The organism is Flavobacterium sp. (genome assembly GCF_044341185.1).
GTDB lineage: Bacteria > Bacteroidota > Bacteroidia > Flavobacteriales > Flavobacteriaceae > Flavobacterium.
This window is the reverse complement of the sequence record NZ_JBIISE010000024.1, coordinates 1-25,375: the sequence shown is the minus strand read 5'-3', so window position 1 is coordinate 25,375 and position 25,375 is coordinate 1. Positions and strand designations below refer to the sequence as shown.

The 25,375-nt window shown below is 32.1% G+C and carries 21 protein-coding genes, 2 tRNA genes and 1 pseudogene; 12 read left to right on the top strand and 12 right to left on the bottom strand.

The annotated features are described in order from the left end of the window. Positions 1 to 47 precede the first annotated feature (47 nt). The 3 genes from ACIQZ1_RS06695 to ACIQZ1_RS06685 all read left to right on the top strand — a co-directional run bounded on the left by ACIQZ1_RS06695 (position 48) and on the right by ACIQZ1_RS06685 (position 4,829). On the top strand, positions 48 to 779 hold the full coding sequence (locus ACIQZ1_RS06695; protein WP_396160210.1) for a biotin--[acetyl-CoA-carboxylase] ligase: 732 nt from the start codon (positions 48 to 50) through the stop codon (positions 777 to 779). Between the two features lie 92 nt (positions 780 to 871). Beyond that, on the top strand, positions 872 to 4,069 hold the full coding sequence (gene ccsA, locus ACIQZ1_RS06690; RefSeq protein ID WP_396160209.1) for a cytochrome c biogenesis protein CcsA: 3,198 nt from the start codon (positions 872 to 874) through the stop codon (positions 4,067 to 4,069). 124 nt (positions 4,070 to 4,193) lie between these two features. Continuing rightward, positions 4,194 to 4,829, top strand: coding sequence for a glutathione peroxidase (locus tag ACIQZ1_RS06685; protein WP_396160208.1), 636 nt, complete (start codon positions 4,194 to 4,196; stop codon positions 4,827 to 4,829). Between the two features lie 80 nt (positions 4,830 to 4,909). On the opposite strand, the gene ACIQZ1_RS06680 is transcribed toward ACIQZ1_RS06685, so the two are convergent. After that, positions 4,910 to 5,404, bottom strand: coding sequence for a GNAT family N-acetyltransferase (locus ACIQZ1_RS06680; RefSeq protein ID WP_396160207.1), 495 nt, complete (start codon positions 5,402 to 5,404; stop codon positions 4,910 to 4,912). 142 nt (positions 5,405 to 5,546) lie between these two features. Here ACIQZ1_RS06680 and menD point away from each other — a divergent pair, with 142 nt between their 5' ends. Beyond that, a complete protein-coding gene (gene menD / locus ACIQZ1_RS06675; RefSeq protein WP_396160206.1) occupies positions 5,547 to 7,208 on the top strand; it encodes a 2-succinyl-5-enolpyruvyl-6-hydroxy-3-cyclohexene-1-carboxylic-acid synthase in 1,662 nt (553 codons plus the stop codon). A 59-nt stretch (positions 7,209 to 7,267) separates the two neighbouring features. On the opposite strand, the gene ACIQZ1_RS06670 is transcribed toward menD, so the two are convergent. Together ACIQZ1_RS06670 and ACIQZ1_RS06665 are read right to left on the bottom strand one after the other, a co-directional pair. Then, on the bottom strand, positions 7,268 to 7,768 hold the full coding sequence (locus tag ACIQZ1_RS06670) for a DUF1456 family protein (protein ID WP_396160205.1): 501 nt from the start codon (positions 7,766 to 7,768) through the stop codon (positions 7,268 to 7,270). Between the two features lie 45 nt (positions 7,769 to 7,813). Continuing rightward, positions 7,814 to 8,608 carry an alpha/beta hydrolase gene (locus ACIQZ1_RS06665; protein WP_396160204.1) on the bottom strand — a complete coding sequence of 265 codons (795 nt, stop codon included), beginning with the start codon at positions 8,606 to 8,608 and terminating at the stop codon, positions 7,814 to 7,816. Between the two features lie 40 nt (positions 8,609 to 8,648). On the opposite strand from ACIQZ1_RS06665, the gene ACIQZ1_RS06660 reads away from it, so the two are divergent. Beyond that, on the top strand, positions 8,649 to 9,050 hold the full coding sequence (locus ACIQZ1_RS06660) for an excinuclease ABC subunit B (protein ID WP_396160203.1): 402 nt from the start codon (positions 8,649 to 8,651) through the stop codon (positions 9,048 to 9,050). Between the two features lie 143 nt (positions 9,051 to 9,193). On the opposite strand, the gene ACIQZ1_RS06655 is transcribed toward ACIQZ1_RS06660, so the two are convergent. The 5 genes from ACIQZ1_RS06655 to ACIQZ1_RS06635 form a co-directional block, all read right to left on the bottom strand. Then, positions 9,194 to 9,613: a hypothetical protein gene (locus tag ACIQZ1_RS06655; RefSeq protein ID WP_396160202.1), complete on the bottom strand. Its 420-nt coding sequence runs from the start codon at positions 9,611 to 9,613 to the stop codon at positions 9,194 to 9,196. 86 nt (positions 9,614 to 9,699) lie between these two features. Continuing rightward, positions 9,700 to 10,176: a GyrI-like domain-containing protein gene (locus tag ACIQZ1_RS06650; protein WP_396160201.1), complete on the bottom strand. Its 477-nt coding sequence runs from the start codon at positions 10,174 to 10,176 to the stop codon at positions 9,700 to 9,702. A 58-nt stretch (positions 10,177 to 10,234) separates the two neighbouring features. Beyond that, positions 10,235 to 11,545: a 30S ribosomal protein S12 methylthiotransferase RimO gene (gene rimO / locus ACIQZ1_RS06645; RefSeq protein WP_396160200.1), complete on the bottom strand. Its 1,311-nt coding sequence runs from the start codon at positions 11,543 to 11,545 to the stop codon at positions 10,235 to 10,237. Between the two features lie 90 nt (positions 11,546 to 11,635). Beyond that, positions 11,636 to 13,135, bottom strand: coding sequence for an OmpP1/FadL family transporter (locus tag ACIQZ1_RS06640; protein ID WP_396160198.1), 1,500 nt, complete (start codon positions 13,133 to 13,135; stop codon positions 11,636 to 11,638). Positions 13,136 to 13,199: 64 nt separating this feature from the next. Further along, entirely contained in the window at positions 13,200 to 14,267 is a 1,068-nt protein-coding gene (locus ACIQZ1_RS06635; protein WP_396160196.1) for a hypothetical protein, read from the bottom strand. A 96-nt stretch (positions 14,268 to 14,363) separates the two neighbouring features. On the opposite strand from ACIQZ1_RS06635, the gene proS reads away from it, so the two are divergent. The 6 genes from proS (at position 14,364) to ACIQZ1_RS06605 (ending at position 19,734) form a co-directional block, all read left to right on the top strand. Continuing rightward, positions 14,364 to 15,842 (top strand): proline--tRNA ligase, encoded by a 1,479-nt coding sequence (gene proS / locus ACIQZ1_RS06630; RefSeq protein ID WP_396160194.1) that lies wholly within the window; start codon positions 14,364 to 14,366, stop codon positions 15,840 to 15,842. A 177-nt stretch (positions 15,843 to 16,019) separates the two neighbouring features. Then, positions 16,020 to 16,091: transfer RNA gene (locus ACIQZ1_RS06625), tRNA-Glu, on the top strand. A gap of 33 nt (positions 16,092 to 16,124) precedes the next feature. Next, a tRNA-Glu gene (locus ACIQZ1_RS06620) sits at positions 16,125 to 16,196 on the top strand. Between the two features lie 162 nt (positions 16,197 to 16,358). Then, positions 16,359 to 16,610, top strand: coding sequence for a 30S ribosomal protein S20 (rpsT, locus tag ACIQZ1_RS06615; protein WP_396160192.1), 252 nt, complete (start codon positions 16,359 to 16,361; stop codon positions 16,608 to 16,610). Between the two features lie 753 nt (positions 16,611 to 17,363). Beyond that, entirely contained in the window at positions 17,364 to 19,160 is a 1,797-nt protein-coding gene (typA, locus tag ACIQZ1_RS06610) for a translational GTPase TypA (protein ID WP_353149797.1), read from the top strand. A gap of 136 nt (positions 19,161 to 19,296) precedes the next feature. Further along, positions 19,297 to 19,734 (top strand): hypothetical protein, encoded by a 438-nt coding sequence (locus ACIQZ1_RS06605; RefSeq protein ID WP_396160190.1) that lies wholly within the window; start codon positions 19,297 to 19,299, stop codon positions 19,732 to 19,734. A gap of 64 nt (positions 19,735 to 19,798) precedes the next feature. Here the strand turns inward: ACIQZ1_RS06605 and lgt are convergent, their stop codons facing one another. From lgt to folE, 4 genes are all read right to left on the bottom strand, one after another. Next, the gene (gene lgt, locus ACIQZ1_RS06600) at positions 19,799 to 20,725 is read right to left on the bottom strand and encodes a prolipoprotein diacylglyceryl transferase (protein WP_396160188.1); all 927 of its coding nucleotides are present in this window, start codon (positions 20,723 to 20,725) and stop codon (positions 19,799 to 19,801) included. Between the two features lie 79 nt (positions 20,726 to 20,804). Next, positions 20,805 to 21,026: a membrane protein insertion efficiency factor YidD gene (yidD, locus tag ACIQZ1_RS06595; RefSeq protein WP_396160186.1), complete on the bottom strand. Its 222-nt coding sequence runs from the start codon at positions 21,024 to 21,026 to the stop codon at positions 20,805 to 20,807. Between the two features lie 45 nt (positions 21,027 to 21,071). Continuing rightward, positions 21,072 to 22,550: a cysteine--tRNA ligase gene (gene cysS / locus ACIQZ1_RS06590; protein ID WP_396160184.1), complete on the bottom strand. Its 1,479-nt coding sequence runs from the start codon at positions 22,548 to 22,550 to the stop codon at positions 21,072 to 21,074. Positions 22,551 to 22,679: 129 nt separating this feature from the next. After that, the gene (gene folE / locus ACIQZ1_RS06585; protein ID WP_396160182.1) at positions 22,680 to 23,351 is read right to left on the bottom strand and encodes a GTP cyclohydrolase I FolE; all 672 of its coding nucleotides are present in this window, start codon (positions 23,349 to 23,351) and stop codon (positions 22,680 to 22,682) included. A 253-nt stretch (positions 23,352 to 23,604) separates the two neighbouring features. Between folE and ACIQZ1_RS06580 the strand changes: the two are divergent. Further along, positions 23,605 to 25,375: pseudogene (locus tag ACIQZ1_RS06580) on the top strand (hypothetical protein); the annotation flags it as partial.

The following is a 25,375-nucleotide window of genomic DNA, read 5'->3' as shown; positions in this document are numbered from 1 at the left end:
TGTCTTTATTTTTGTAACTTAAATTAAGTAATAACAAAATTTCTTCTATGCATATCATCAAACTCAATGCCATTGATTCTACAAATAATTATTTAAAAGAATTGTCAGCCAAACAAACGGTTACTAATTTCACTGTTGTAGTGGTTAAAAACCAAACAAATGGGCGAGGACAACGTGGTGCAAATTGGGAAGTGGAAGATGGTAAGAATCTAACATTCAGTGTTTTGGTTAAAGATATGTTGTTAGATATAAAGGAAGTATTTAATTTAAATGTTATAGTAGCAGTTAGTCTTTTTCAGACGTTTGTTAAGCTAAAAATTCCAAATGTAGCTATTAAATGGGCAAACGACATTTTGGCAGATAAAAAGAAAATTTGCGGTATTTTAATTGAAAATCAATTTAAAAGTACTTCTGAAATACTTTCTATTGTTGGGATTGGCATAAATGTGAATCAAGAAAATTTCATTAATTTACCACAAGCCACGTCTTTAAAAAATTGTATGAGACAAGAATTTAATAAAGATGAGATTTTATTGCTTTTTTTAAACCAATTTCAAAATAACCTTAATTTGTATAAAAAGGAAGGGGCTTCCTATTTTTGGAATTTGTATCACGAAAATTTATTTAAAAAAAACACACCTATGGCATTTGAAAACGCAGATAAAGTAAAATTTATGGGAAGTATCAAACAAGTGATGCCAAATGGTTTGTTGGAAATAGAATTAGAAGATGATACATTGCAGTTGTTTGATATAAAAGAATTGAAAATGTTGTATTAGATTACTCCAAACAGGTATTAAATTTTGTTAAAATAGCACCAGTTTATTTCTTATTCTGTACATTTGCACCACTTATAAAAAGACTATATTTTATGTTACAAAAATTACTTTCCGCACTATATTCTACACGCCTAATGGCACTTTTGTTTATTGGTTTTGCAGCAGCAATGGCAGCAGGAACATTTATTGAAGACGCCTATAACACAGAAACTGCCAGAATTTGGATCTATAATGCTTGGTGGTTTGAGGCCATTATGGTGTTTTTTGTAATTAATTTTTTCGGAAATATAAAACGGTATCAATTGTACAAAAAAGAAAAATGGGCCACTTTATTGCTACACTTGTCTTGGATTTTTATTATTTTGGGTGCTTTTGTTACCCGATATATTAGTTATGAAGGATTAATGCCAATTCGTGAAGGAGCTGTTTCTAATACGGTTTATTCAGATATGCCATATTTAACTACTTTCGTAGATGGTGATTATAAAGGTGAAATGAAACGTAAAACATTGGAAAACCAGTTATTACTTTCTCAAGCAACAAATAATTCGTTTCAACTTTCTGATAAATTTTCAGATATTCCATACAAAATTGAATTGCAACAGTTTATTATGAATGCTTCTGAAACATTTAAGCCAAATGCAAAAGGTGAGTTATATATAAAATTGGTTGAAGCTATTGGCGGAAGTAGAAAAGAGCATTTTCTTAAAGAAGGCGAAGTAAAAAATATTAGTAATGTGCTTTTTGCTTTCAATAAGTTTACGCAGGGTGCTATTAATATTACAAAAGCTGCTGAAAATTATACCATTCAAACGCCTTTTGACGGAAACTTTATGCGAATGGCCGACAAAATGCAAGGTACAATTACAAAAGATAAGACAAGCGAGTTGATGTTCCGTTCACTATATAATGCAGGTGGAAGTCAGTTTGTTTTTCCTGAATTGGCTCAAAAAGGAGAAGTTGTTTTAGCATCAAATAACGATTATAAAGACAAAAAAACGGACGATGCCATAGTGGTTAAAGTCACGTCTCAAAATAAAGAAGAAACCGTTACTCTAATGGGTTCAAAAGGGAAGCAAGGCGAACCTAAAAGTTTTAAAATCGGAAAATTAGATTTCACATTAATGTATGGAAGTAAAGTGCATACGTTACCTTTTTCAATTAAATTGAATGATTTCGTAGCCGAAAAATATCCTGGAACCGAAAAAAGTTATTCGGCATTTAAAAGTAAAATCGAAATTCAAGACAAAGAAAAATCAAAAATATTTACGGATAGTGTCTTTATGAATCATATTTTAGATTACAGAGAATTTCGCTTTTTTCAGGCTAGCTTTGACGAAGACGAAAAAGGAACGGTACTTTCTGTAAACCACGATTTTTGGGGAACTTGGATTACTTACATTGGATATTTTTTATTATACTTTGCTATGATGGCGATTTTGTTTGATAAAAACACACGATTTAATGATTTGAAACTGAAGTTGGATAAAATTCGTGCTAAAAAAGCCACTTTAGTAGCTATTTTCTTCTTTTTTGGAATGTTTGGATTTGCTCAAGAAAAGCATACCAATCATGACGGTCATAATCATGCTGCTGAACCCCATCAACATGAAACTTCCCTAGAAAAGCCAAAAATGCCAACCGCTGCTGAATCATTAAAAGAGATAAAAAAGTACATGGTTTCTGCGGAACATGCAGAAAAATTTGGGCGACTTGTTATTCAAGATGCAAACGGCCGAATGAAACCAGTAAACACATTTTCGTCTGAATTATTAAGAAAAGTTTCTAAAAATGATATGTTTGAAGGATTTACTTCAGATCAGGTTTTAATTTCAATGAATCAATTTCCTGAGTTTTGGTATCAAATCCCGATTGTGCATTTAACGAGAGGAAACGATAGTATTCGTAAAATTATTGGTGTAGATGAGAAAGCAAAATATGCGCCATTAATTAGTTTTTTCGATGATTTTGGAAATTATAAATTGCAAAAACAAACGGATGAAGCGTATAAAGAAGCAGTTCCAAACCAATTTCAAAAAGACTTTTTAGATGCCGATAAAAAAGTAAATTTATTGTATTCAGCAATTAGTGGACAAATTTTACGATTTTTTCCCCTTCCAAAAGATGCCAATAATAAATGGGCTTCGTATTTAGAATTACAACATCCAACGAAAACCAATTTAGATGTCGTAAAAAATATTATTCCGTTTTATTTTAGTGAAGCGGCAAAAGCCTCACAATCTAAAGACTATAAAAATGCAGAAAGTTTATTAAAGGGCTTATCCGATTATCAAAAGAAATTTGGTGGAAAAGTAATGCTTTCAGAAGATAAATTAGAAGCGGAAATTCAATATAACAAATACGATATTTTTAAGAAATTATATTCTTATTATGCTTTAGCAGGAATAGTAATGTTCATTTTTGTAATTGTTCAAATTTTTAATAGGAAAAAGTGGGTAAATTATGTGGTGAAGTTTTTCCACGGAACCATTATATTACTATTTCTTATCCATCTTGGGGGATTAATTTTACGTTGGTATATTTCAGGACACGCCCCTTGGTCTGATGCCTATGAAAGTATGATTTATGTAGGTTGGGCTACTATGTTTTTTGGTGTAGCTTTCGGAAGAAAATCGGAATTAACACTTGCTGCTACAACTTTTGTTGCTGCAATTATCTTATGGGTGGCACATTTAAATTATATGGATCCAGCAATTGCCAATTTACAACCAGTTTTAAACTCGTATTGGTTAATGATACACGTTGCGGTTATTGTAGCGAGTTACGGACCCTTTACTTTAGGAATGATTTTGGGATTGGTAGCCTTGTTTTTAATGATTTTTACCAACAAAAACAATAAAGCCAAAATGGAACTTAGCATAAAAGAAATCACCTATATAAATGAATTGGCTTTAACGGTTGGTTTAGTGATGTTAACCATTGGAAACTTTTTGGGCGGACAATGGGCAAACGAAAGTTGGGGACGTTATTGGGGTTGGGATCCAAAAGAAACGTGGGCTTTAATTAGTATTATGGTGTATGCATTTGTAATTCACGCCCGTTTTGTTCCTGCTTTACGAGGTTTATTTGCTTATAACTTTATGTCGGTTTTAGCTTTTGCGAGTATTTTAATGACGTATTTTGGAGTGAATTTTCACTTAAGCGGCAAGCATTCGTATGCATCTGGAGAATCTCAAAGTGTGGTGTATTATTTATATGCCTTAGCAATTGTTTTAGTAATTTCTGTTATAGCGTTTATTCAATATAAGAAATTGTATAAGAAAAAATAAAATAAAGAATTTACATATTTTACAAGACCTAACAGCTTTTTTGCCTGTTAGGTTTTTTATTTAACCCAACATTAACTTTTGTTTTCTGTAACATTTCATATATTTGATATTAAATAAATTGTTTATGAAACTATTTCACACGTTTACTGGCGCAGTATTGATTTTATTGGCTTGTAATACTAAATCAGAAGAAAAAAAAACAGAAAACTGGGAACATTTCGTTGAAAACACAAACGAAAATGTTTCAGTAGAAACACCAAAAACAAACACAATGGAACAAGGTTCAATTTATGCTTTTAAAGTAAAAGATTTATCAGGAAACGAATTTGATTTTGCTTCTCTAAAAGGCAAGAAAATCTTAATTGTAAATACCGCTTCAGAATGTGGATTAACACCACAATACGAGCAATTGCAAGCCGTTTACGAAAAGTATAAAAACAGTAATTTTGTTATTGTAGGTTTTCCTGCAAATAATTTTGGCGCACAAGAACCAGGTACAAATGCTGAAATTGGAGCATTTTGTAAGAAAAATTACGGCGTAACTTTTCCTATGATGGAAAAAATATCTGTAAAAGGTAGCGATATGCACGTTTTGTATCAGTTTTTAACTCAAAAAAGTAAAAACGGGTTAAAAGACAGCGAAATGGAATGGAATTTTCAAAAATATTTAATTGATGAAAACGGACATTTAGCAGCGGTTATGTCACCAAGAGTTTTACCAAATGATACTTCAATTATCAATTGGATTGAAGGAAAATAAATAAATAACTTTCAATATTTAAATTCCAAATTCCAATTTATAACTTTATTGGAGTTTGGAATTTTTTTATTGGAATTTTACTAAAGTATCTTCTGCATAAAAACAGAATGCAACCAGCGATCAAATTTATAACCAGATTCTTTAATAAATCCTGCTTTTTCAAAGCCAAATTTTTCGTGAAAAGCAATACTACTTTCATTTTCCGAATCAATCACGCCTATCATCGTATGTAGATCTTGCTTTTTTGCTAATTCGATTAACTCAGTTAGTAATAAATTACCAATTCCTTTTCCAATATAGTTTTTATTGGCATATACAGAATGTTCCACTGTATATTTATAAGCATCTCTAAATCGAAATTCGCTGTAATAGCCAAATCCAACAATTTCATCGCCTATTTTTGCTACAATAATTGGGAATCCTTTTTGTAATTTATCGTCAAAAATGGACAGTTGTTGTTCTAATGTTCTCGGTTTATAATCGTATAATGCGGTACCAGTTAAAATTTGGTCGTTAATAATTTCAAGTATAGCTGGACAATCTTCCGATTGATACATTTGAATTGATGGGTTCATTTTAGTATTTATTTATGATATAAAAGTATAAAAAAATGTGTATTTATTAGTAAATTTGTACTATCATTTTTAAACATCTTAAAACCTAGTTTTATACTTTAAAAGTATTCTAAGTTTCAAAGTGTTTCAATAAAAAACTAAATTGAAAGTCAACTTATATCCAAAAATACCATTAGCGCAAGCGGTAATTGAGATTTTTCGTCAAAAAGAAATTCAGCATATTGTAATTTCTCCTGGTTCGAGAAACGCCCCTTTAACTATGGGATTTACCAATCAGGAAGGTTTTACCTGTTATAGCATTGCTGATGAACGTTGTGCGGCTTTTTTTGCCTTAGGTTTGGCACAACAATTACAAAAACCTGTTGCGGTGGTTTGTACATCGGGTTCAGCAGTATTAAATTATTACCCCGCTGTTGCGGAAGCATATTACAGTCAAATTCCTTTGCTAATTGTTTCGGCTGACAGACCAAAAAGTAAAATTGATATTGGTGACGGACAAACCATTCGTCAAGAAAATGTGTTTGCCAATCATATTGTTTTTTCAGCGAATTTAACTGAAAATGCTTCTGAGCATAATGATAGTCTTATTGTTTCAGCTATCGAAACAGCTATTTCACAAAAAGGTCCAGCTCACATAAATGTTCCGTTTGAAGAACCTTTATATGAAACACTTTTGGAACCAACTTATATTCCAAAAGTCACTACTTCTGCTATTGAAGAAGCTGAGTTTACTTTAGCTACCAAATTCATTTCAGAATGGCAGTTGACTAAAAAGAAATTAATTTTAGTAGGCGAGTTGTTACCAAATGCTATCGAACAAAAATATATTGATTCCTTAGCGGAAGACAAAAGTGTGTTAGTGCTTTTGGAAAAAACATCTAATTTACATCATTCTTCATTTATTGATAGAATTGATACTTTGATTTCCACGTTTACTGAAGAAGAAAAGCTTAATTTTCAACCCGATATTTTGCTTACTTTTGGAGGTATGGTAGTTTCTAAACGAATAAAATCGTTGTTGCGAAATTATCAGCCAAAGCAACATTGGCATATTGATGAAATTAGAGCTTATGATACATTTGGTTGTTTGTCGCAACATTTTAAAACAAATAATACAAGTTTTTTAAGTCAATTATTGGCTGAAAATAATGTGGTAGAATCAAAGTACCAAAACGATTTTCAATCCATTTGGCAAGATAGATTAGTAAAGCACCAGCAGTATATGTCTGAAATTTCATTTTCAGATTTTAAAGTTTTCGAATTTTTAAGTCGAAATTTACCTGAGAATATTCAGTTGCAAGTTAGCAATAGTTCGCCAATTCGATATCTGCAATTGGTACCTTGTAATAAAACAATTGAGGTATTTTGTAATCGTGGTACAAGTGGAATTGATGGTAGTACATCAACGGCAATTGGTGCGGCAGTAGCAAATAAAAAGCCTACAATCTTAATTACTGGCGATATAAGTTTTCTGTACGACAGTAATGCGTTATGGAACAATTATATTCCAAAGAATTTCAAAATTATTTTAATTAATAATAGTGGAGGAGGGATTTTTAGAATTTTACCAGGGCATCAAGAAACGGAAACGTTCAATACTTTTTTTGAAACGTCTCATCAACTAACAGCAGAACATTTAGCAAAAATGTACGATTTTGAGTATACTTCAGTCCAAAACGAAAACGAATTACATTCTGTTTGGGATTCTTTTATTTCGAATCAAAACACACCATCAATTTTAGAGATTTTTACCCCAGAAAAAATAAATGATATTGTTTTATTAGATTACTTTAGGAAGTTGTAATTAAAGATTCTTATAAAAACAATAAATAAAAAATCCTCAATACTATTGAGGATTTGCTTTTATTTTTTTCCGTCTTTAAATTTAAATTTTTCAACCGGATTTTGTTTGGCTGGTTTTTTATCGTTGCCAAATTTATTTTTCCCAAATGCAGGCTTTTTATCTGAATTTTCACCTGTTTTTGGTTTAAATTCTTTTTTGTCGACAGTTCTTGGTTTAAATTGTGTTTTACTGTCCATTTTATTATAAGGCTTTTTCGGTTCGTAAATGGTTTTTTCGTTACGTTCTGTTTGTGTTTCGTAATTTTTATGTGTTTTTATTACGTCACGTGGGTTTTTTGGGTTTTCCTTTGTTCCGCGTAAATGAATAATTAATCCGTTTAAGAAATTTCGTAGTACTTGGTCGCCACATTCCATAAAATTAGCGTGGTCTTCCGCACGGAAAATATCACCTAATTCGCCTTTCGACATTTTAAAATCGACTAAGTTTAAAATTTCAACTATTTGGTCATCACGTAATTGTAAAGCTACACGTAGTTTTTTGAAGATATCGTTGTTATTCATTGTATTATTTGTTGTTTGTTATTCGTAAATCGTAAATCAATTTTTTCAGAAAAGCCAAAGGTACGCTTTTGCAAACGCATTTCGCCATAATTTTTCGTTATGTTCGCCTTCTTTTACGATTACTGATTTATTTAGCTTTTTGCATTCACAGCGTTTTGAATTTATGAGCGTTTCCATTTCTTTCATATCCGAAACCATTGCACCGCTATCTTCTTTGTCGCCACAAAGCAAATAAATTTTGGTAGTAAATTTTGGTGTGTCCTCCATTTTTTGAAAAATTTCTTTTTTGTTAATCCAAAAAGCAGGCGAGAAGCAACCTACTTTTCCAAAAACCTCTGGATATTGCAAAGCCGCGTAAAAAGAAACCAATCCGCCAAGGGAACTTCCCCAAATGGCAGTATTTTTTGCGTTTGTTTTTGTTCTGTAGGTTGTATCAATAAGAGGTTTTACTGTTTTTACAATAAATTCTAAGTACGCATTGGCATTTCCGCCGCCATATTTTTCGTTTTTATACGGAGTAAGTTCGTCTATGCGTTTTTCATTTCCGTGTTCAATACCAATCACAATGACTTTCGCTTTTATGCTATCTAAAGTTTCATCAATGTTCCATTCTCCGGCATAAGAAGCTGTTGCATCAAATAAATTTTGGGCATCGTGCATATAAATTACTGGATATTTTTTATTGGATTTTTCGTAATTTAGAGGTAAATACACCCAAATTTTCTTTTTGGTTTGTAGTTGTGGCGCGTCTATTTCAAAGGTTGAAAATCGCTTTTGTGCCTCTATTTTCGAAATTGAAAACAAAAAAAAGAATAGAAATAGTCTTAAAAATTGCTGCATTTTTTTATATTTGAAGAATAGTATAAAAGTAATAATTTTGATGGAAACTACTCAAGAAAAAATTAGTTTGTTGCAAGAAATGATTTCGTTTGCTTTAATTGACGGCGAATTGCACGATAAAGAATATGATTTTATTGAAATTGTAGCCTATGAATTGCAAATTGATAAAGAAACTTTATTGAAATTATATGAAAATAAAGGTGAAGTTAAAGTAATAAAAGACGAAATGAACCGAATTTGTCAGTTTTATCGTTTGGCTTTACTAATGCGTTGTGATAATGTTTTACACGAACGTGAAATTATAAAAATTAATGAAATTGGCATTCATATGGGACTAAATCCGTATGCGATGAAGCGCGTTTTGAAACTTATTGAAGAATCACCAAATCATATCGTTGACGCACATACATTAATTGCTATTTTCAGCGAACAATTGAATTAGGATTTTTAAAGTGTCGCCGCTTGGCGAGGTTGGGGAATAAAGATGAGGGATTTTTCGGTTAACCACAAATTTTCCAAATACAAAACTATCATTAAATTTAGCCTCAAACCCCAATCTTACCAAATTGCTGTTATATGCCGTTTTTACTTTGAAACAGTCAAATTAAAAAAAGTTGGAAATATCATAGTTGAAATTATTAGTAGTAAGAATAGAAGCGAGCTATATAAAAAGTATTTTATTCCTAAATTTTTATTATTTCTGCTTTCGTATTTCTCAAGTAAAGCTTTATAATTTTGATTATGGACAAACAAGAAATAATTAGGTAATATAAAGATTGCTAAAATTGCAATATTTCTCAACATTCTATTTTCAGGCAATATTTCAAGTAAACCTATTTTAATCCCTGACAAACTCAATATAATTATAATTAATGAAATATTTACAAAATTTGTTATACTGATACCACAGACCGATAGAAATAAGGCATAATTTTTATCTCCGTTTTGTGCTTGTCGAGCGTGTATAAATAGACTAACCCAGATTCTATAATAAACTTCTAACATTTTTATTTTAATTTTTTGACTGTACGTTTGATTGACTCTGGAATTCGCAAATGGCATATAACTGAGTACTAACGATTAGGAATTTATTACTTAATTGGCACCCAAACTTCTTCTTCGCTTTCAGGGTTTTCATGACCAAGATAGTTGTCGCCTAATACTTCAAAATGGGGTTTGTTGTCTAATTGAAACCTCGAATTTGGTAACCATTCAGCATAAATATATTGTGCTGTTTGAGTAAACATTTCTGTATTTCCTTTATGAAGAAAAACAGCATATTTACCTTCAGGAATTACTAATTTTTCAAAACCTTCTGGAGTATTTTCAAAATCGTTAACTTCTATTGCTGCCCATTTTGTAAAAAGTGTTTCTGGAGTAAAGTTGGTAAAATAATTTTCAGGATAGTTTTGTAATGAAAATAAATCTGCACTCACTGCGTTTTTAATTTCTTTTAATCGAGGCATAAATAATTGCCAGATGGTTTGTGTTTTGTTATCTAATAAAGACATTTCAATGGAAAAGCCAATCAGTTTTTTAGGAGCTATGTTTACTATTTTTGGTATCATTTTCTAAAATAAAAATCAAAGATAAAAAAAATCCCTTCAGTATAAAGACATTTAAATGTTATACAGGCTCCGCATACAAATCAAATTCTGTAGCATCAATGATTTTTAAGTTTACGAAATCGCCTGTTTTTAAATAGAATTTAGAGGCATCTATTAATACTTCATTATCTACATCTGGACTGTCAAATTCCGTTCTTCCAACAAAATGCTCACCTTCTTTTCTGTCGATGACACATTTAAATGTTTGTCCAATTTTTTCTTGATTTAATTCCCAAGAAATCTGTGCTTGGATATCCATAATTTGTGCCGCACGGTCTTGTTTTACTTCTTCAGGAACATCGTCTTCTAATAAATAGGCGTGTGTGTTTTCCTCGTGAGAATAGGTAAAGCAACCTAAGCGTTCGAAACGCATTTCCTCAACCCAATTTTTAAGAATATTGAAATCTTCTTCAGTTTCACCAGGATACCCTACAATTAAAGTTGTTCTAATAGTCATTTCAGGAACTAACGCTCTAAATTCTTTTATTAAATTCGTAGTTTTTTCTTGAGACGTTCCACGACGCATTGATTTTAAAATGCTATCTGAAATATGTTGTAATGGAATGTCTAAATAGTTGCAAATTTTTGGTTCGCGTTTCATTAATTCTAAAACGTCCATTGGAAAACCAGTAGGGAAGGCATAATGTAATCGAATCCATTCAATTCCTTCCACTTTAACTAAGGCTTCTAAAAGTTCGGCTAAGTTTCTTTTTTTGTATAAATCTAAACCGTAATAGGTTAAATCTTGTGCGATTAATATTAATTCTTTTACGCCATTTTTTGCTAATTTCTCCGCTTCAATCACCAAATGTTCAATAGGAGTAGACTTGTGTTTTCCTCTCATTAATGGAATGGCACAAAAACTACAAGGTCGGTCGCAACCTTCGGCAATTTTTAAATAAGCGTAATTTTTAGGCGTTGTGGTTAAGCGTTCTCCAATTAATTCGTGTTTATAATCGGCACCTAATGCTTTTAATAATAAAGGCAATTCAGTAGTGCCAAAAAACTGGTCTATATTTGGAATTTCTTTTTCTAAATCGGGTCTGTATCGTTCAGATAAACAACCTGTAACAAAAACCTTATCTACTAAACCTTGTTCTTTCTTTTCGGCATATTCTAAAATTGTATTTACCGATTCTTCTTTCGCATTATCAATAAAACCACACGTATTTATTACTATGATGTTTCCTTCGTCTTTGGTAGCTTCGTGAGTTACTTCTTTTCCGTTGGCACGTAGTTGTCCCATTAAAACTTCACTATCATATACGTTTTTAGAACAACCTAAGGTAATGACGTTGATTTTATTTTTCTTTAAAGACTTGGTTCTCATAGTATTTGTTTTGTTTCAGGGTGCAAAATTAATAAAAAAATGTCGCTAAACTTGAAGTAAAGCGACATTTGTGAAATATTTGTGTGTGATTTAGAAATTCACCACATATGTTAAAGTAACATTATTGTTTTTATTTTTAATTCTTGCTGTATCATTTAAGCCAGAAGTTAATAAGGCTTCTGTTCTTTCACGATTTTCGTTAGTATACGAAATATCTAATTTAGAATTTCCGAAATTATAACCTAAACCACTAGAATAACTTGTTACATCACCAAAAGCGGTTTTTACTTTGTAAGGACTTTGTTCGAAACGGTAACCGCCTCTAACACTCCATTGTTTTATTTTGTACTCACCTCCAATTCGTAGTTCGTAACTATCTTGAAGTTCGTTTTTGATTTGCGTGTTTAAAGTACTAAAAATGATTTCGCTATTAGGTTTAAATTGTGTTTTTGCAAAGTTTTTTGAAATATAATCTACACTTAACAATCCTTTTTTACCAAACAAAACAGTAGCACTGCTTGTTAATATACTCGGTGTTTGAATTTTATAAGTTGGATATACATTGACAGCATTTGGATTTACGAATGCCTGATTCATAGTTGAATTTGAAGCATTGTAATAATTTGTAGATATGCTTTGTGTTAATTCATCATTTAAGCGATACCATGTAGGCGTCTCGTAAGACAATCCTAAACGAATATTTTGATTTGCCTTATAAATGGCTCCAAAATTCATAGAAAATCCAGAACCGTATGTATATAATTCGTTGTTGAAACGTGCCGTGTCAATACTAAAACCAGTAGTATAAAATGCGTTTAAATTACTTTCATATAAAGAGGAAGATCTTAAATAATCTGTAAAATGAAAATTCATATTCATACCTACATATAATCTGTCTTCATAAGCACCAGAAAAGTTCATAGTAAATTTTCCGTTATAACCTTTGGCTTGTATGGTGTTTTTATGAAAATATTTTCCTCCACCTGGTACATTGGTATAATAATTATCAGTTGTGGAATCATAATCAATCAGATACGAATCGTAACCTAAAAGGGCTTGTTGGTCAATAAAATCTAAATCTTCATAATAATTTCCTCCAATATTCCCTGTTCTTGCATTTGCAAAACGTAAGAAATAACTGTCCATTGAGTTGAACGGATTTGTACCTTCACTTACAATAAAATCATCAAAATTATTAGCGTTTTCATAATTCAACCCTAAAGCAAATTTTTTCCAACCACTTTTTGCTTGATTATCATTAAAAACAAACACTGCACCCAATTGATTAATGTCTAATGAATTATCGTTTGATTTAGTATTTGTTCCAAAATAATTAGCCGTATTGCTCTTATTAAAGCTAGAAAGTGATATAGTAGCTTGATTGTAATTGAAAATTGAAGATCCAGCCGGGTTATTATTCAATGCAGATAAATCACCACCAACAGCACCAAATGCGCCACCCATTGCTCGGTATCTGGCAGTTCCATTTAAATTTTGTATGCCATAACGCAACGCATCAGACATAGTGGTTTCTTGTGCGCTAACTGTAAAAGCACTTCCAATTAATAAAGAAAATAGTATCTTTTTCATATGTATAAAATTATATTTTTAACCTGCCTGAAAGTTGCAAGCAGGTATTTTTTCAATTTGTTTATTATCTTCCACCACGACCGCCGCCGCCAGATCTTCCACCACCACCAGTAGAGCCACCTCCGCCAAATCCTCCTGAACTTCTTCCGCCACCAAAGTCAGAACTTCTTGGTGTTGAGATGGTTCTAGGTGAGTCGTTTCTAGGAGTATACGTTCTTGGTTCTGAGGTTTGTGTTCTCGGAGTTCCAGTATTGGTGTTTCCTCTTGGATTATAGGTTCTTGGATCAGAAATAGGTGCTCTAGGCGTTCCTGTATTTGTGTTTCCTCTTGGAGTAAAAGTTCTCGGTTCTGAAGTTTGAGTTCTAGGTGTACCGATTGAATTTCCTCTAGTTTGACCAATTTGAGTTCTAGGGCTTCCAATACTATTTCCAACTCTTCCAGAAGTTAGTCTTCCAGAATTACCATTATTATTTATATAGCCACCACGAGGTCCGTTATTGATTACCACATTTCTGCCGCCACCATACCAACCATTCCAGCCCCAACCGTTCATTCCCCAATTATTGCCATACCAGCCCCAACCGTTACCATACCAACCGTTACCATACCAGCCATTCCAACCCCAACCGTTTATTCCCCAGTTGTTACCATACCAGCCATTCCATCCCCAACCGTTCATTCCCCAGTTATTGCCATACCAGCCATTCCAACCCCATCCGTTCATTCCCCATCCGTTCCAACCCCAGTTGTTCCAACCCCAATTATCATTAATAATCACAATATTATTGTTGGTAGGGTTTTCACCCCACCCACCATATCTGGTTCCATTTTCTTTAACATATACAGTATCGGGTTCTGATTTATAGTTGTCTACATCTGTTAATACTTCTGTAGGTCCAAACTCTTCTTTCATATTTTTAAATTGTTGTGCATAAATATTGTTGTCCGAGCCAGAACTTGTTTCATTTTGTACCACTCGTTTTGCTTTTTCTGAGTTATCAGGACCATACACGCCATCATCATCATAATAAGATGAATTTTGGTACGAACCACAACTTACTACTGTGATAGCACCTACAATTAGACTTAAAAATCTAAGTGTTTTTAACTGAAAAATGCGATTTGTTTTCATATATATTAATTTTTATTGTTGGTCTTTACAAAATTAAGTAGTTTTGTACCACTAAACTAATACAAATTAAACAAATTTTGTGCCAATATTATAAAAATGAGTAAAAATTTAACAACTAGAAGCGAAGATTATTCTGCATGGTATAACGAATTGGTCGTAAAGGCTGATTTAGCTGAGAATTCAGGAGTAAGAGGTTGTATGGTAATTAAACCATATGGCTATGCAATTTGGGAAAAAATGCAAGCAGAATTAGATAAAATGTTTAAAGAAACTGGTCATAGTAATGCTTATTTTCCATTATTTGTGCCAAAAAGTATGTTTGAAGCAGAAGAAAAAAATGCTGAAGGTTTTGCAAAAGAATGTGCAATTGTTACTCATTATAGATTAAAAAACGATCCAGATAAACCAGGTAAATTAATGGTGGATCCCAATGCTAAGTTAGAAGAAGAACTAATTGTTCGACCTACATCTGAAGCTATCATCTGGAGTACCTACAAAGGATGGGTGCAATCTTATAGAGATTTACCTTTATTAATTAACCAATGGGCAAATGTAGTGCGTTGGGAAATGAGAACGCGTTTGTTTTTAAGAACTGCCGAATTTTTATGGCAAGAAGGACATACCGCTCACGCTACAAAAGAAGAAGCATTAGAAGAATCAGAAAAAATGATGCACGTATATGCTGATTTTGCTGAAAATTTTATGGCTATTCCAGTTGTAAAAGGATTAAAAACAGAAACTGAACGTTTTGCTGGAGCAGATGAAACGTATTGTATCGAAGCTTTAATGCAAGACGGAAAGGCATTACAAGCTGGAACTTCGCACTTTTTAGGTCAAAATTTTGCCAAAGCATTTGATGTGAAATTTACCAGTCAAGAAGGAAAACAAGAATATGTTTGGGGAACTTCGTGGGGTGTTTCTACTCGTTTAATGGGAGCTTTAGTAATGACACATTCTGATGATAATGGATTGGTATTGCCTCCAAATGTAGCGCCAATCCAGGTTGTTATTGTACCGATTTTTAAAACAGATGAAGAATTTGAACGTATTTCAGAAGTAGCAAATGGTTTGGTAGCACAATTCAAAAAACTAAATATTTCAGTAAAATTTGATAACAGAACGACTCAGAAACCAGGGTTTAAATTTGCAGAATGGGAATTAAAAGGCGTACCAGTTCGTTTAGCAATCGGTCCGAAAGATTTGGAAAATGGTACTTTTGAAGTAGCGAGAAGAGATACTTTAACCAAAGAAGTGAAACCAGCAGAAGGGATTGTAACCTATATTCAAGATTTATTAGAGCAAATTCAGAAAGATTTATTTAATAAAGCTGTAGATTATCGCACAGAGCATACCACAGAAGTCAATTCCTATGCTGAATTTAAAGATGTATTAGAACATAAAACAGGTTTTGTTTCTGCACATTGGGATGGAACCGCTGCAACCGAAGAGAAAATAAAAGAGGAAACTAAAGCAACGATTAGATGTATTCCTTTAGATAGAGTAGAAGAAGCTGGAGTTTGTATTTTCTCTGGTGCACCATCAAAAGGAAGAGTTTTATTTGCTAAAGCGTATTAAGCGATTTACTATTTTCGATTTGGAATTTGAGATATATAATTTATTATTAAAAAGCAATAAATGTCTTATAAATAAAGCATTATACTAAGGTTTTCAAAAAAACTGAAAATTTTCACATTAGGTATTGCACAAATAAAAAATAGTTGTATTTTTGCACTCGCATTACGGAAATGTAATGGTCCGTTCGTCTATCGGTTAGGACGCCAGGTTTTCATCCTGGTAAGAGGGGTTCGATTCCCCTACGGACTACACTGTTTTTACTGAAACATTAAATCAGTTACTGGTCCGTTCGTCTATCGGTTAGGACGCCAGGTTTTCATCCTGGTAAGAGGGGTTCGATTCCCCTACGGACTACAAATTAGTTTTGAAATGGTTTTATAAAATGGGTTTTGGTGTCTCCTCTACTTGTTTTGTTAGTTAAAACTGAAGTGATTGATTTAAAATCAATTGTGGGAGGCTTTTCTTATTTTTCTACTAATGTATAAAATAGTTATTTACATTTAAAATATAAAAAAAATGGCAAATCATAAGTCAGCTTTAAAAAGAATTAGAAGCAACGAGAAAAGAAGAGTATTGAACAAATACCAACACAAAACTACACGTAATGCTATTAAAGCAATTCGTTTAGCAACTGTAAAAGCAGAAGCTGCAGCGAAATTACCTATAGTTATTTCAATGATTGACAAGTTAGCTAAGAAAAATATTATTCATGCTAACAAAGCGTCAAACTTAAAATCTAAGTTAACAAAATTAGTTGCTAAATTATAATTAGCAAATTAAAATAATTTAAAAGTCCTGATGTAAATCAGGACTTTTTTTGTTTTACATTGAAATTATTTCTACGTTTACATATAAAAAAGTAAAAACTAATGAGTAAATCAAATCAAATTAAAGTAATCTCGATATTTCTTATAGTGTTAAATATAGTTTTTTTATTTATGCCTTTAGAAATGAATTGGGATGAAGTTAAAGAAGAATATTCCCCGTTTTTTATCTATCAAAATACTGAAATTTTAATAATTCATTTGTTTTTTCTGTTTTGTTTAGTTTTAAATTATCTAATCAAATCAAGAATCGTATATAATGTTACTACATTTGTTTTACTTATAATTACTCTTCTGTATTGGTTGTTTGCAATAATGCGTGGAAATTCAAAGAGTTGGTATGTGGTTGGTAGTCAATATTTATCGATTTTTTTACCTTTAGTTTTATATAGATTTTATTTAATTAAGAAATTAAAAGAATAATGTTTTTATTCAGACCTGACAGGTTTCAAAAACCTGTCAGGTCTTTTTATATTTTATAAAATGCTACTTTTCTCCTCTAGCCATAGTTGCAGCGGCATCCTTTTGTTTAATTGTAACCAAGACAATTAAACAAAAGATATAGCGGAACACGCGACTGTTAGTGTGTTGAAAATGAATAGTTCTGCTTCTAAATTTATTAAAATGTAAACTAAACATATTGTTGTTTGAATATCAAGATAATAAACGTACCTTTGCACTTTCAAAAAAAGAATATATGTCATCTATTAGAAACATTGCAATTATTGCCCACGTTGACCACGGTAAAACTACATTGGTTGATAAAATTATGTATCACTGTCAATTGTTCCGTGATAACGAAAACACAGGAGATTTAATCTTAGATAATAACGACTTAGAGCGTGAAAGAGGAATTACTATTACTTCTAAAAACGTTTCGGTTTCTTATAAAGGAACTAAAATTAATATTATTGATACCCCAGGTCACGCCGATTTTGGTGGAGAAGTAGAACGTGTATTAAACATGGCCGATGGTGTATGTTTGTTAGTAGATGCTTTTGAAGGACCAATGCCACAAACGCGTTTCGTATTACAAAAAGCTATTGATTTAGGTTTAAAACCTTGCGTAGTTATTAATAAAGTAGATAAAGAAAACTGTACGCCAGAAGAAGTTCACGAAAAAGTATTCGACTTAATGTTCGAATTAGGCGCTACAGAAGCACAATTAGATTTCCCAACAGTTTATGGTTCAGCTAAAAATAACTGGATGTCTGATCATTGGGAAAATGTAACAGATAATGTTGAAGCATTATTAGATATGGTTATTGAGCATGTACCTGCTCCAAATGTTGGACAAGGAACACCACAAATGTTAATTACATCTTTAGATTTCTCAGCATTTACAGGTCGTATCGCGATTGGTAGATTAGAAAGAGGTGAATTAAAAGAAGGAATGAACATTTCGTTGGTAAAACGTGATGGTACTATTACAAAATCAAAAATTAAAGAATTACATACTTTCGAAGGGTTAGGTCGTAAGAAAGTAGAAAGTGTAATTGCTGGAGATATTTGTGCGATTATTGGTGTTGAAGGATTTGAAATTGGTGACACTATTGCCGATTTTGAAAATCCGGAAGCGTTAACTTCTATTGCCATTGACGAACCAACAATGAGCATGTTATTTACAATTAATGATTCACCATTCTTTGGTAAAGAAGGTAAATTTGTAACGTCTCGTCATATTAGAGAAAGACTAGAAAAAGAGTTAGAGAAAAATTTAGCCATGAGAATGGGTGAAACTGACTCAGCAGATAAATTTATGGTTTTTGGACGTGGTGTATTGCACTTATCTGTTCTTATTGAAACTATGAGAAGAGAAGGTTACGAATTACAAATTGGACAACCACAAGTTATCATTAAAGAAGTTGATGGTGTTAAATGTGAGCCAATTGAAGAGTTAACTATCGATTTACCAGAAAGTTTATCAGGTAGAGCGGTAGAGTTTGTAACTTTACGTAAAGGTGAAATGTTAAGCATGGAAACTAAAGGGGAACGTATGATTATAAAATTCAATATTCCATCTCGTGGAATTATTGGATTACGTAACCAATTACTTACTGCTACTGCTGGTGAAGCTATTATGGCTCACCGTTTTATAGGATATGAACCGTATAAAGGAGAAATTTCTGGACGTAACAAAGGTTCTTTAATTTCTATGGAAAAAGGAAAAGCAATACCTTATTCAATTGATAAATTACAAGATAGAGGTAAGTTTTTCGTGGAACCAAATGCTGAAATTTACGAAGGTCAAGTAATTGGGGAAAACTCTCGTGGTGATGATATGTGTGTAAACGTAACGAAAGAGAAAAAACAATCTAACGTTCGTTCATCTGGAAATGATGAAAAAGCAAGAATTATTCCTCCAGTTATTTTCTCATTAGAAGAAGCTTTAGAATACATTCAAAAAGATGAATATGTGGAGTGTACACCAAAATCGATTCGTTTAAGAAAAATTTATTTGACGGAAACGGAAAGAAAACGTACTAAAATATAATTAGATTTTATATACATACTAAACCACGAATTTTATTTGATTTTCGTGGTTTTTTTATTTACAAAATAATATTTTGTTAGATTTTGTTCAATCCATTATTAAAAGTCCTAACTTTGTTTGCATAAAACTAAAATCCATGGAAATTAAATTAAAAAACGGAATTGATAGATTAGAGTTTGGTATGACTCCAAAGTATGTAGAAGCGTTATACGGAAAACCAAATAAGACGTTTACAGACGACGAAAACAATACGATTTATGTCTATAACAAAGAACGTATGAAGTTGACGTTTTATGCAGAAGAAGACATGAAATTAGGATATATTACTACTACACATCCAGAAATTAAATTATTCGGAACTACCATTATTAATAAAGCTTGGGATTTAGTAAATGGCGATTTGGCACTCAACAAGATAACCAAGTTTGAAAAAGATTCAGATGAAGGTATTGATATTTATTTTAATGAAGATAATTGGTTGTTTTTTCACGTCGATTATGACGAAGTAGTTGAGGTTGAAATTGGTGCCATTATAAACGATAATGACGAATTTGAATGGAAATTTAGAGGATAAATCACAAACAAAAAGGCAAACATCTAATTTAGAGCTTGCCTTTTTTTATTTCTGTATAATTGTATTAAATTATAGTTTTCTTTTGTGAAGCATAAATGAAATAGAATCCCAAAACAATAAAAGGAATACTTAACCATTGTCCAGTTGATAATGCGTTAAACATAGGATTTTCCTCAAAGCCACCTTGACTGTCTTTTACAAATTCCACAAAGAAACGAACTGACCAAAGTAATACTAAAAATGTTCCAAATAATAAACCTGGTTTGTTTCTGGCATCTGTTTTCCAATACATATAAAACAAGATAAAAAATACGGGCACATATAATATAGCTTCGAATAATTGTGCTGGATATCTGTATGGAATTTTATCTAAAATACCTTTAAACTGAACATCATTTGCAATTGCATTATAGGCTTGAGTTCCGTCTGGAATGTTAGTTAATTGCGAGGCTACTTGCGGTGGCAAATTATCTTCACCTTTTACAAATTTCATAGCCATAAAACTATCATTTGTAGTTACTTTTCCAAAAATTTCAGAATTCATAAAGTTTCCCAAACGAATAAAAATAGCTCCTGAAGCTACGGGAATTACAATTCTATCTAAAATCCATAATAGCGGACGTTGTAGTACTTTAGTTTTGATGTAATACATCGTAATTATTATTGCAATTGCCGCACCATGACTGGCTAATCCACTAAAACCTGTAAAATGTAATTCTGGTTTTGTACTTATAGGTAATAAAATACTCAAAGGATCTTGTGAAAATAATTCTGGTTGATAAAAAATTACATGCCCCAAGCGTGCACCAAGCATTGTTGCTACAATTGTGTAAACAAATAAATTATCTAATTTTTCTACAGATTCATTTTCTCTTTGGAAGATAAATTTAGTAATATACCAGCCCAAAGCAAAAGCAGTTACCCACGTTAAGCTATAAAAACGAATCATGAAAAAACCTAAATCTATACCTTCTGTTGGATTCCAAATCATATTATTTTTTGTTTATGAGTTTATAAGTTTAAAAGGGTTTACTTATCAAATTTTATTGACTTAAACGATTGTCATTATATTATGGAACTGGATCGTAACCGCTTTTTCCCAATGGGTGGCAACTAGTAATTCTTTTTAATGCGAGCCAACTTCCTTTTAATATACCATGTTTTTCTAATGCTTCTTTACTGTAACTTGAGCAAGTAGGCGCAAACCTACAAGTTGCTGGTGTTAAAGGAGAAATTACAATTTGATAAAATCGAATAATTAATATAAATGGAAAAATTAATAGTTTCTTCATAATTTATATTTCGTAAATCGTAAATCCCAATTCGTAAATCCAAAATTACAACGTAAAACTCGTTCCGTCTTTTCCGTCTTTTAACTGAATGTCTAAAACGGCTAATTTATCTCTAATTTCATCAGATAAAGCCCAATTTTTATTGGCTCTTGCTTCCATTCTCATTTCAATTAGCATTTCAATAACACTTCCTAATTTATCATTATTTCCTGATGCTTTTTTGTTTGTTAATCCTAACACATCAAAAACAAAAATATCTAAAGTTGCTTTTAATTCAGCTAAATCAGTTTCAGTTATTGTTTCCTTCTTGTCATGTAACACATTTATTATTCTAACTGCTTCAAATAATTGTGCGATTAAAATTGTCGTATTAAAATCGTCATTCATCGCATCATAACAAGCATTTTTCCAAGATGCTATATCAACTGAAGAGGTGTTATTTGTTTCAATTTTTGATACAATATCTATTGCTTCCATCAAACGATTATAGCCTTTTTCACTGGCTAACATTGCATCGTTTGAAATATCTAACACACCTCGATAATGAGCTTGCATAAAACAAAAGCGTACCACACTTGGATTGAATTCTTTTTCAAAGAAATCGTTTTTACCTTCAATTAATTCCATTGGTAAAATGTAATTTCCAGTACTTTTACTCATTCGTAAACCATTCATTGTTAGCATATTAGTGTGTATCCAATAATTTACTGGTTGTACTCCATTACATGCCGTTCCTTGTGCTACTTCACATTCGTGATGTGGAAATTTTAAATCTAAGCCACCACCATGAATGTCAAAAGTTTCGCCTAAATATTTGGTACTCATAGCCGTACACTCTAAGTGCCAACCAGGAAAACCAGCTCCCCAAGGTGAGTTCCAACGCATAATATGTGCTGGCGATGCATTTTTCCATAGGGCAAAATCTTGTGGGTTTTTCTTTTCCGATTGTCCGTCTAAATCTCTTGTATTAGCAAATAATTCTTCAATATTTCTATTGCTTAATTCACCGTAATTTAAACCACGTTTGTTGTATTCTAATACATCAAAATAAACAGAGCCATTGCTTTCATATGCAAAGCCAGTTTCAATTAATTTTTGAGTTAATTCAATTTGTTCTAAAATATGACCTGTAGCAGTTGGTTCGATAGTAGGAGGTAGGAAATTAAAAGTTTCTAAAACCTTATGAAAATCGACAGTATATTTCTGTACAATTTCCATAGGTTCTAATTTTTCTAAACGTGATTGTTTTACAAATCTATCATTTTCAACATCGCCATCATCTGTTAAATGGCCCGCATCCGTAATATTTCGAACATAGCGTACTTTATAGCCTAAATGCAATAAATAACGATATATCATGTCAAAACTCATAAACGTTCTCACATTTCCTAAATGCACATTGCTGTATACCGTAGGGCCACAAACATACATACCAATTTGACCTTCGTGAATCGATTTAAAATTTTCTTTTTTTCCCGATAATGAATTATACACTAGAAGTGGATTGGTTTCGTAAAGTGGCATTTCGTTTAATTTATGTTTTTTATTTTTTTTTGAAGCTATTCCTGCTTTCCGTTACAATTCTTTTTTAATCTTCCCTTCGAGAACCTCAGTCAACATTTAAAAAAGGATTTTCACTACAATCAGGGCTAGTTAAAATCGTGTATCTAATTTAATATAGTCTAAGAATTCACTTTTTACTTTTTCGTCTTTAAATTTTCCCCCAAACTCAGAAGTTACGGTGCTGCTTTCAATATCTTTAATACCTCTTGAGTTCACACACATATGTTTGGCATCAATTACGCAAGCCACATCTTCCGTATTTAAAACACTTTGTAATTCATTTACAATTTGAATCGTTAACCGTTCCTGAACTTGAGGTCGTTTTGCAAAATATTCTACAATTCGATTCATTTTTGATAAACCTACAACAGATCCGTTTGAGATATAAGCAATATGCGCTCTACCGTAAATTGGTAATAAATGATGTTCACAAGTAGAATATACTACAATGTTTTTTTCAACAAGCATTTCACCATATTTGTATTTGTTTTCAAATGTGGAGGCACTAGGTTTTTTATCTGGATGCAAGCCGCCAAATATTTCTTTTACAAACATTTTAGCAACTCGGTTTGGTGTACCTTTTAAACTATCGTCAGTTAAGTCCATTCCTAACGTTAAAAGAATACTCTCTACATCTTTTTTGATTCTTGTAATTTTTTCTTCGTCAGAAATTTCAAAAGCATCAGTTCTTATAGGGTTTTGAGTATTTGTTGCAATATGGTTGTTGCCAATTTCCTCGTTATGTTCTTCGTTGTTAATCATCTTACCAATTATTTCTATCTAACTGCAAATATATGCATTTATAAATAAATTAGTTTTATAATTTTTTAAAGTAATTTTTGAAAAAAAAACATAGAATTTTTTGATTAAACAATTGTTAATACGATAAAAGGCATTTTAATCCGATAAAAAACAAATTATATTGTTAAAATGTATTTTTATTAACGAAAAGTTAATTTTTTTTTTATTTTTGCTATTCAGTACACTTTATACACAAAATATTTACACACATAAAATGAAAAAATTTCTTATTGTATTTTTTACTTTTTTAAGCATTAATTTTATTTATTCGCAAGCAACTTGTGCTTCAGCTAATCCAATTTGTTCGGGAAATATTTCTCCACAGCCTAGTTTGGTTGGTCCTAATTTAGGTTCTCCAGGATGTTTAGGTTCTGCACCAAATGCTAATTGGTATACTTTTCAGACTGGCTTTTCGGGGAATTTAATTTTTAATTTACAACAAGGAAATAATCCACCTTTATTTAATAATTTGGATATTGATTATATTTGTTGGGGACCATTTACAGACGCTCAAATGCAATCTGGTACAGCTTGTAATTTGTTATATGATTTACCTAGTTTAACAATACCTAATAATATTGTGGCTTGTAGTTATTCAGCTGCTGCTGTTGAGACTATTACTATTCCAAATGCTAACCCAGGTTCAAACTACATTCTATTAATTACTAATTTTTCAAATCAAGCAGGGCAATTTATTATGTCCCAAACTAATGGTACACAGCCAGGCGCAGGTTCTACAAACTGTGATGTTGTTTGTGGTGTTGATTTGGGTCCAACTGCAACTTCTATTTATCCTAGTCCACCTGCCACAAACACAATTTCTTTTTGTAATTCTGTTATTAATTCTCAAACCTTACATTGTAATTTTCAAAATCCACCTGCCAATCAAAACACTTTAGCATATCAATGGTTTTTTAATGGTGTATTACAACCAACTTTAACTACAAAATCAATTACGGTTACCCAATCAGGTACATGGAAAGTTAAAGTAACACATCCTGACTGTGGTACTCCTACTGAAGATTCGGTTATTATTAATTTTGGTTCTACGCCTGTCTTAACTGCACCGCCAACTCAACTAGGACCCCTTGGAGATTGTAATCCTACATTTAATTTAACGGCTTTAATTCCTGCTATGTTAGCACCATTAAATCCTGCAGACTTTACGGTTTCATTTTTTACAGATTTAGGCGCCTCTTTAATTTATACATTTCCGGTTACTGGTCAAATAACAAATCCTTCTGCTTTTCAAACCAATGTTGATACTACTATTTATGTAAGAGCAAGAAATAATACTTCTTCAGAATGTGTAGATTCAGATGATATATCTTTTTTATTAGATGTTAGATGCACAAATAATGCCACAGCTGTTGGTAATACTATTTGCACAAATAATACTGGACAATTAACTTTTACTGGTCCACCAAATGCTGTTGTAACGTTTACTCAAGGTGCGAATACATATAATGTTACATTAAATGCATCTGGTTCATTTACTTGGAATACACCAGCGCCTTTGACTGCAACAACAATTTATACATTGACTAATGTTGCTGCTGGATCACCAGTTGTTAATACGCCATTGACATCAACAGCAACCATAACTGTTAACTCTAACAACACGGTTTCAGCACCTTCTACAACCCCAACACTTTGTATCAATACGGCTTTACCAGCAGCAATTACTCACACTACAACTGGAGTTACTGGTATTGGAGTAGCATCAGGACTTCCAGCGGGTGTTACGGCTACTTGGGCAGCAAATACTATTACTATTAGTGGTACACCAACAGCATCAGGAACGTTTAATTATACCATTCCATTGACTGGAGGTTGTGGTACATTTAATGCTACAGGTACTATTACAGTAACCCCAGCAAATACGGTAACAGCACCAACAGCTACCCCAACACTTTGTATCAATACAGCTTTAGTCGCGGCAATTACGCATACTACAACAGGCGCAACAGGAATTGGAGTAGCAA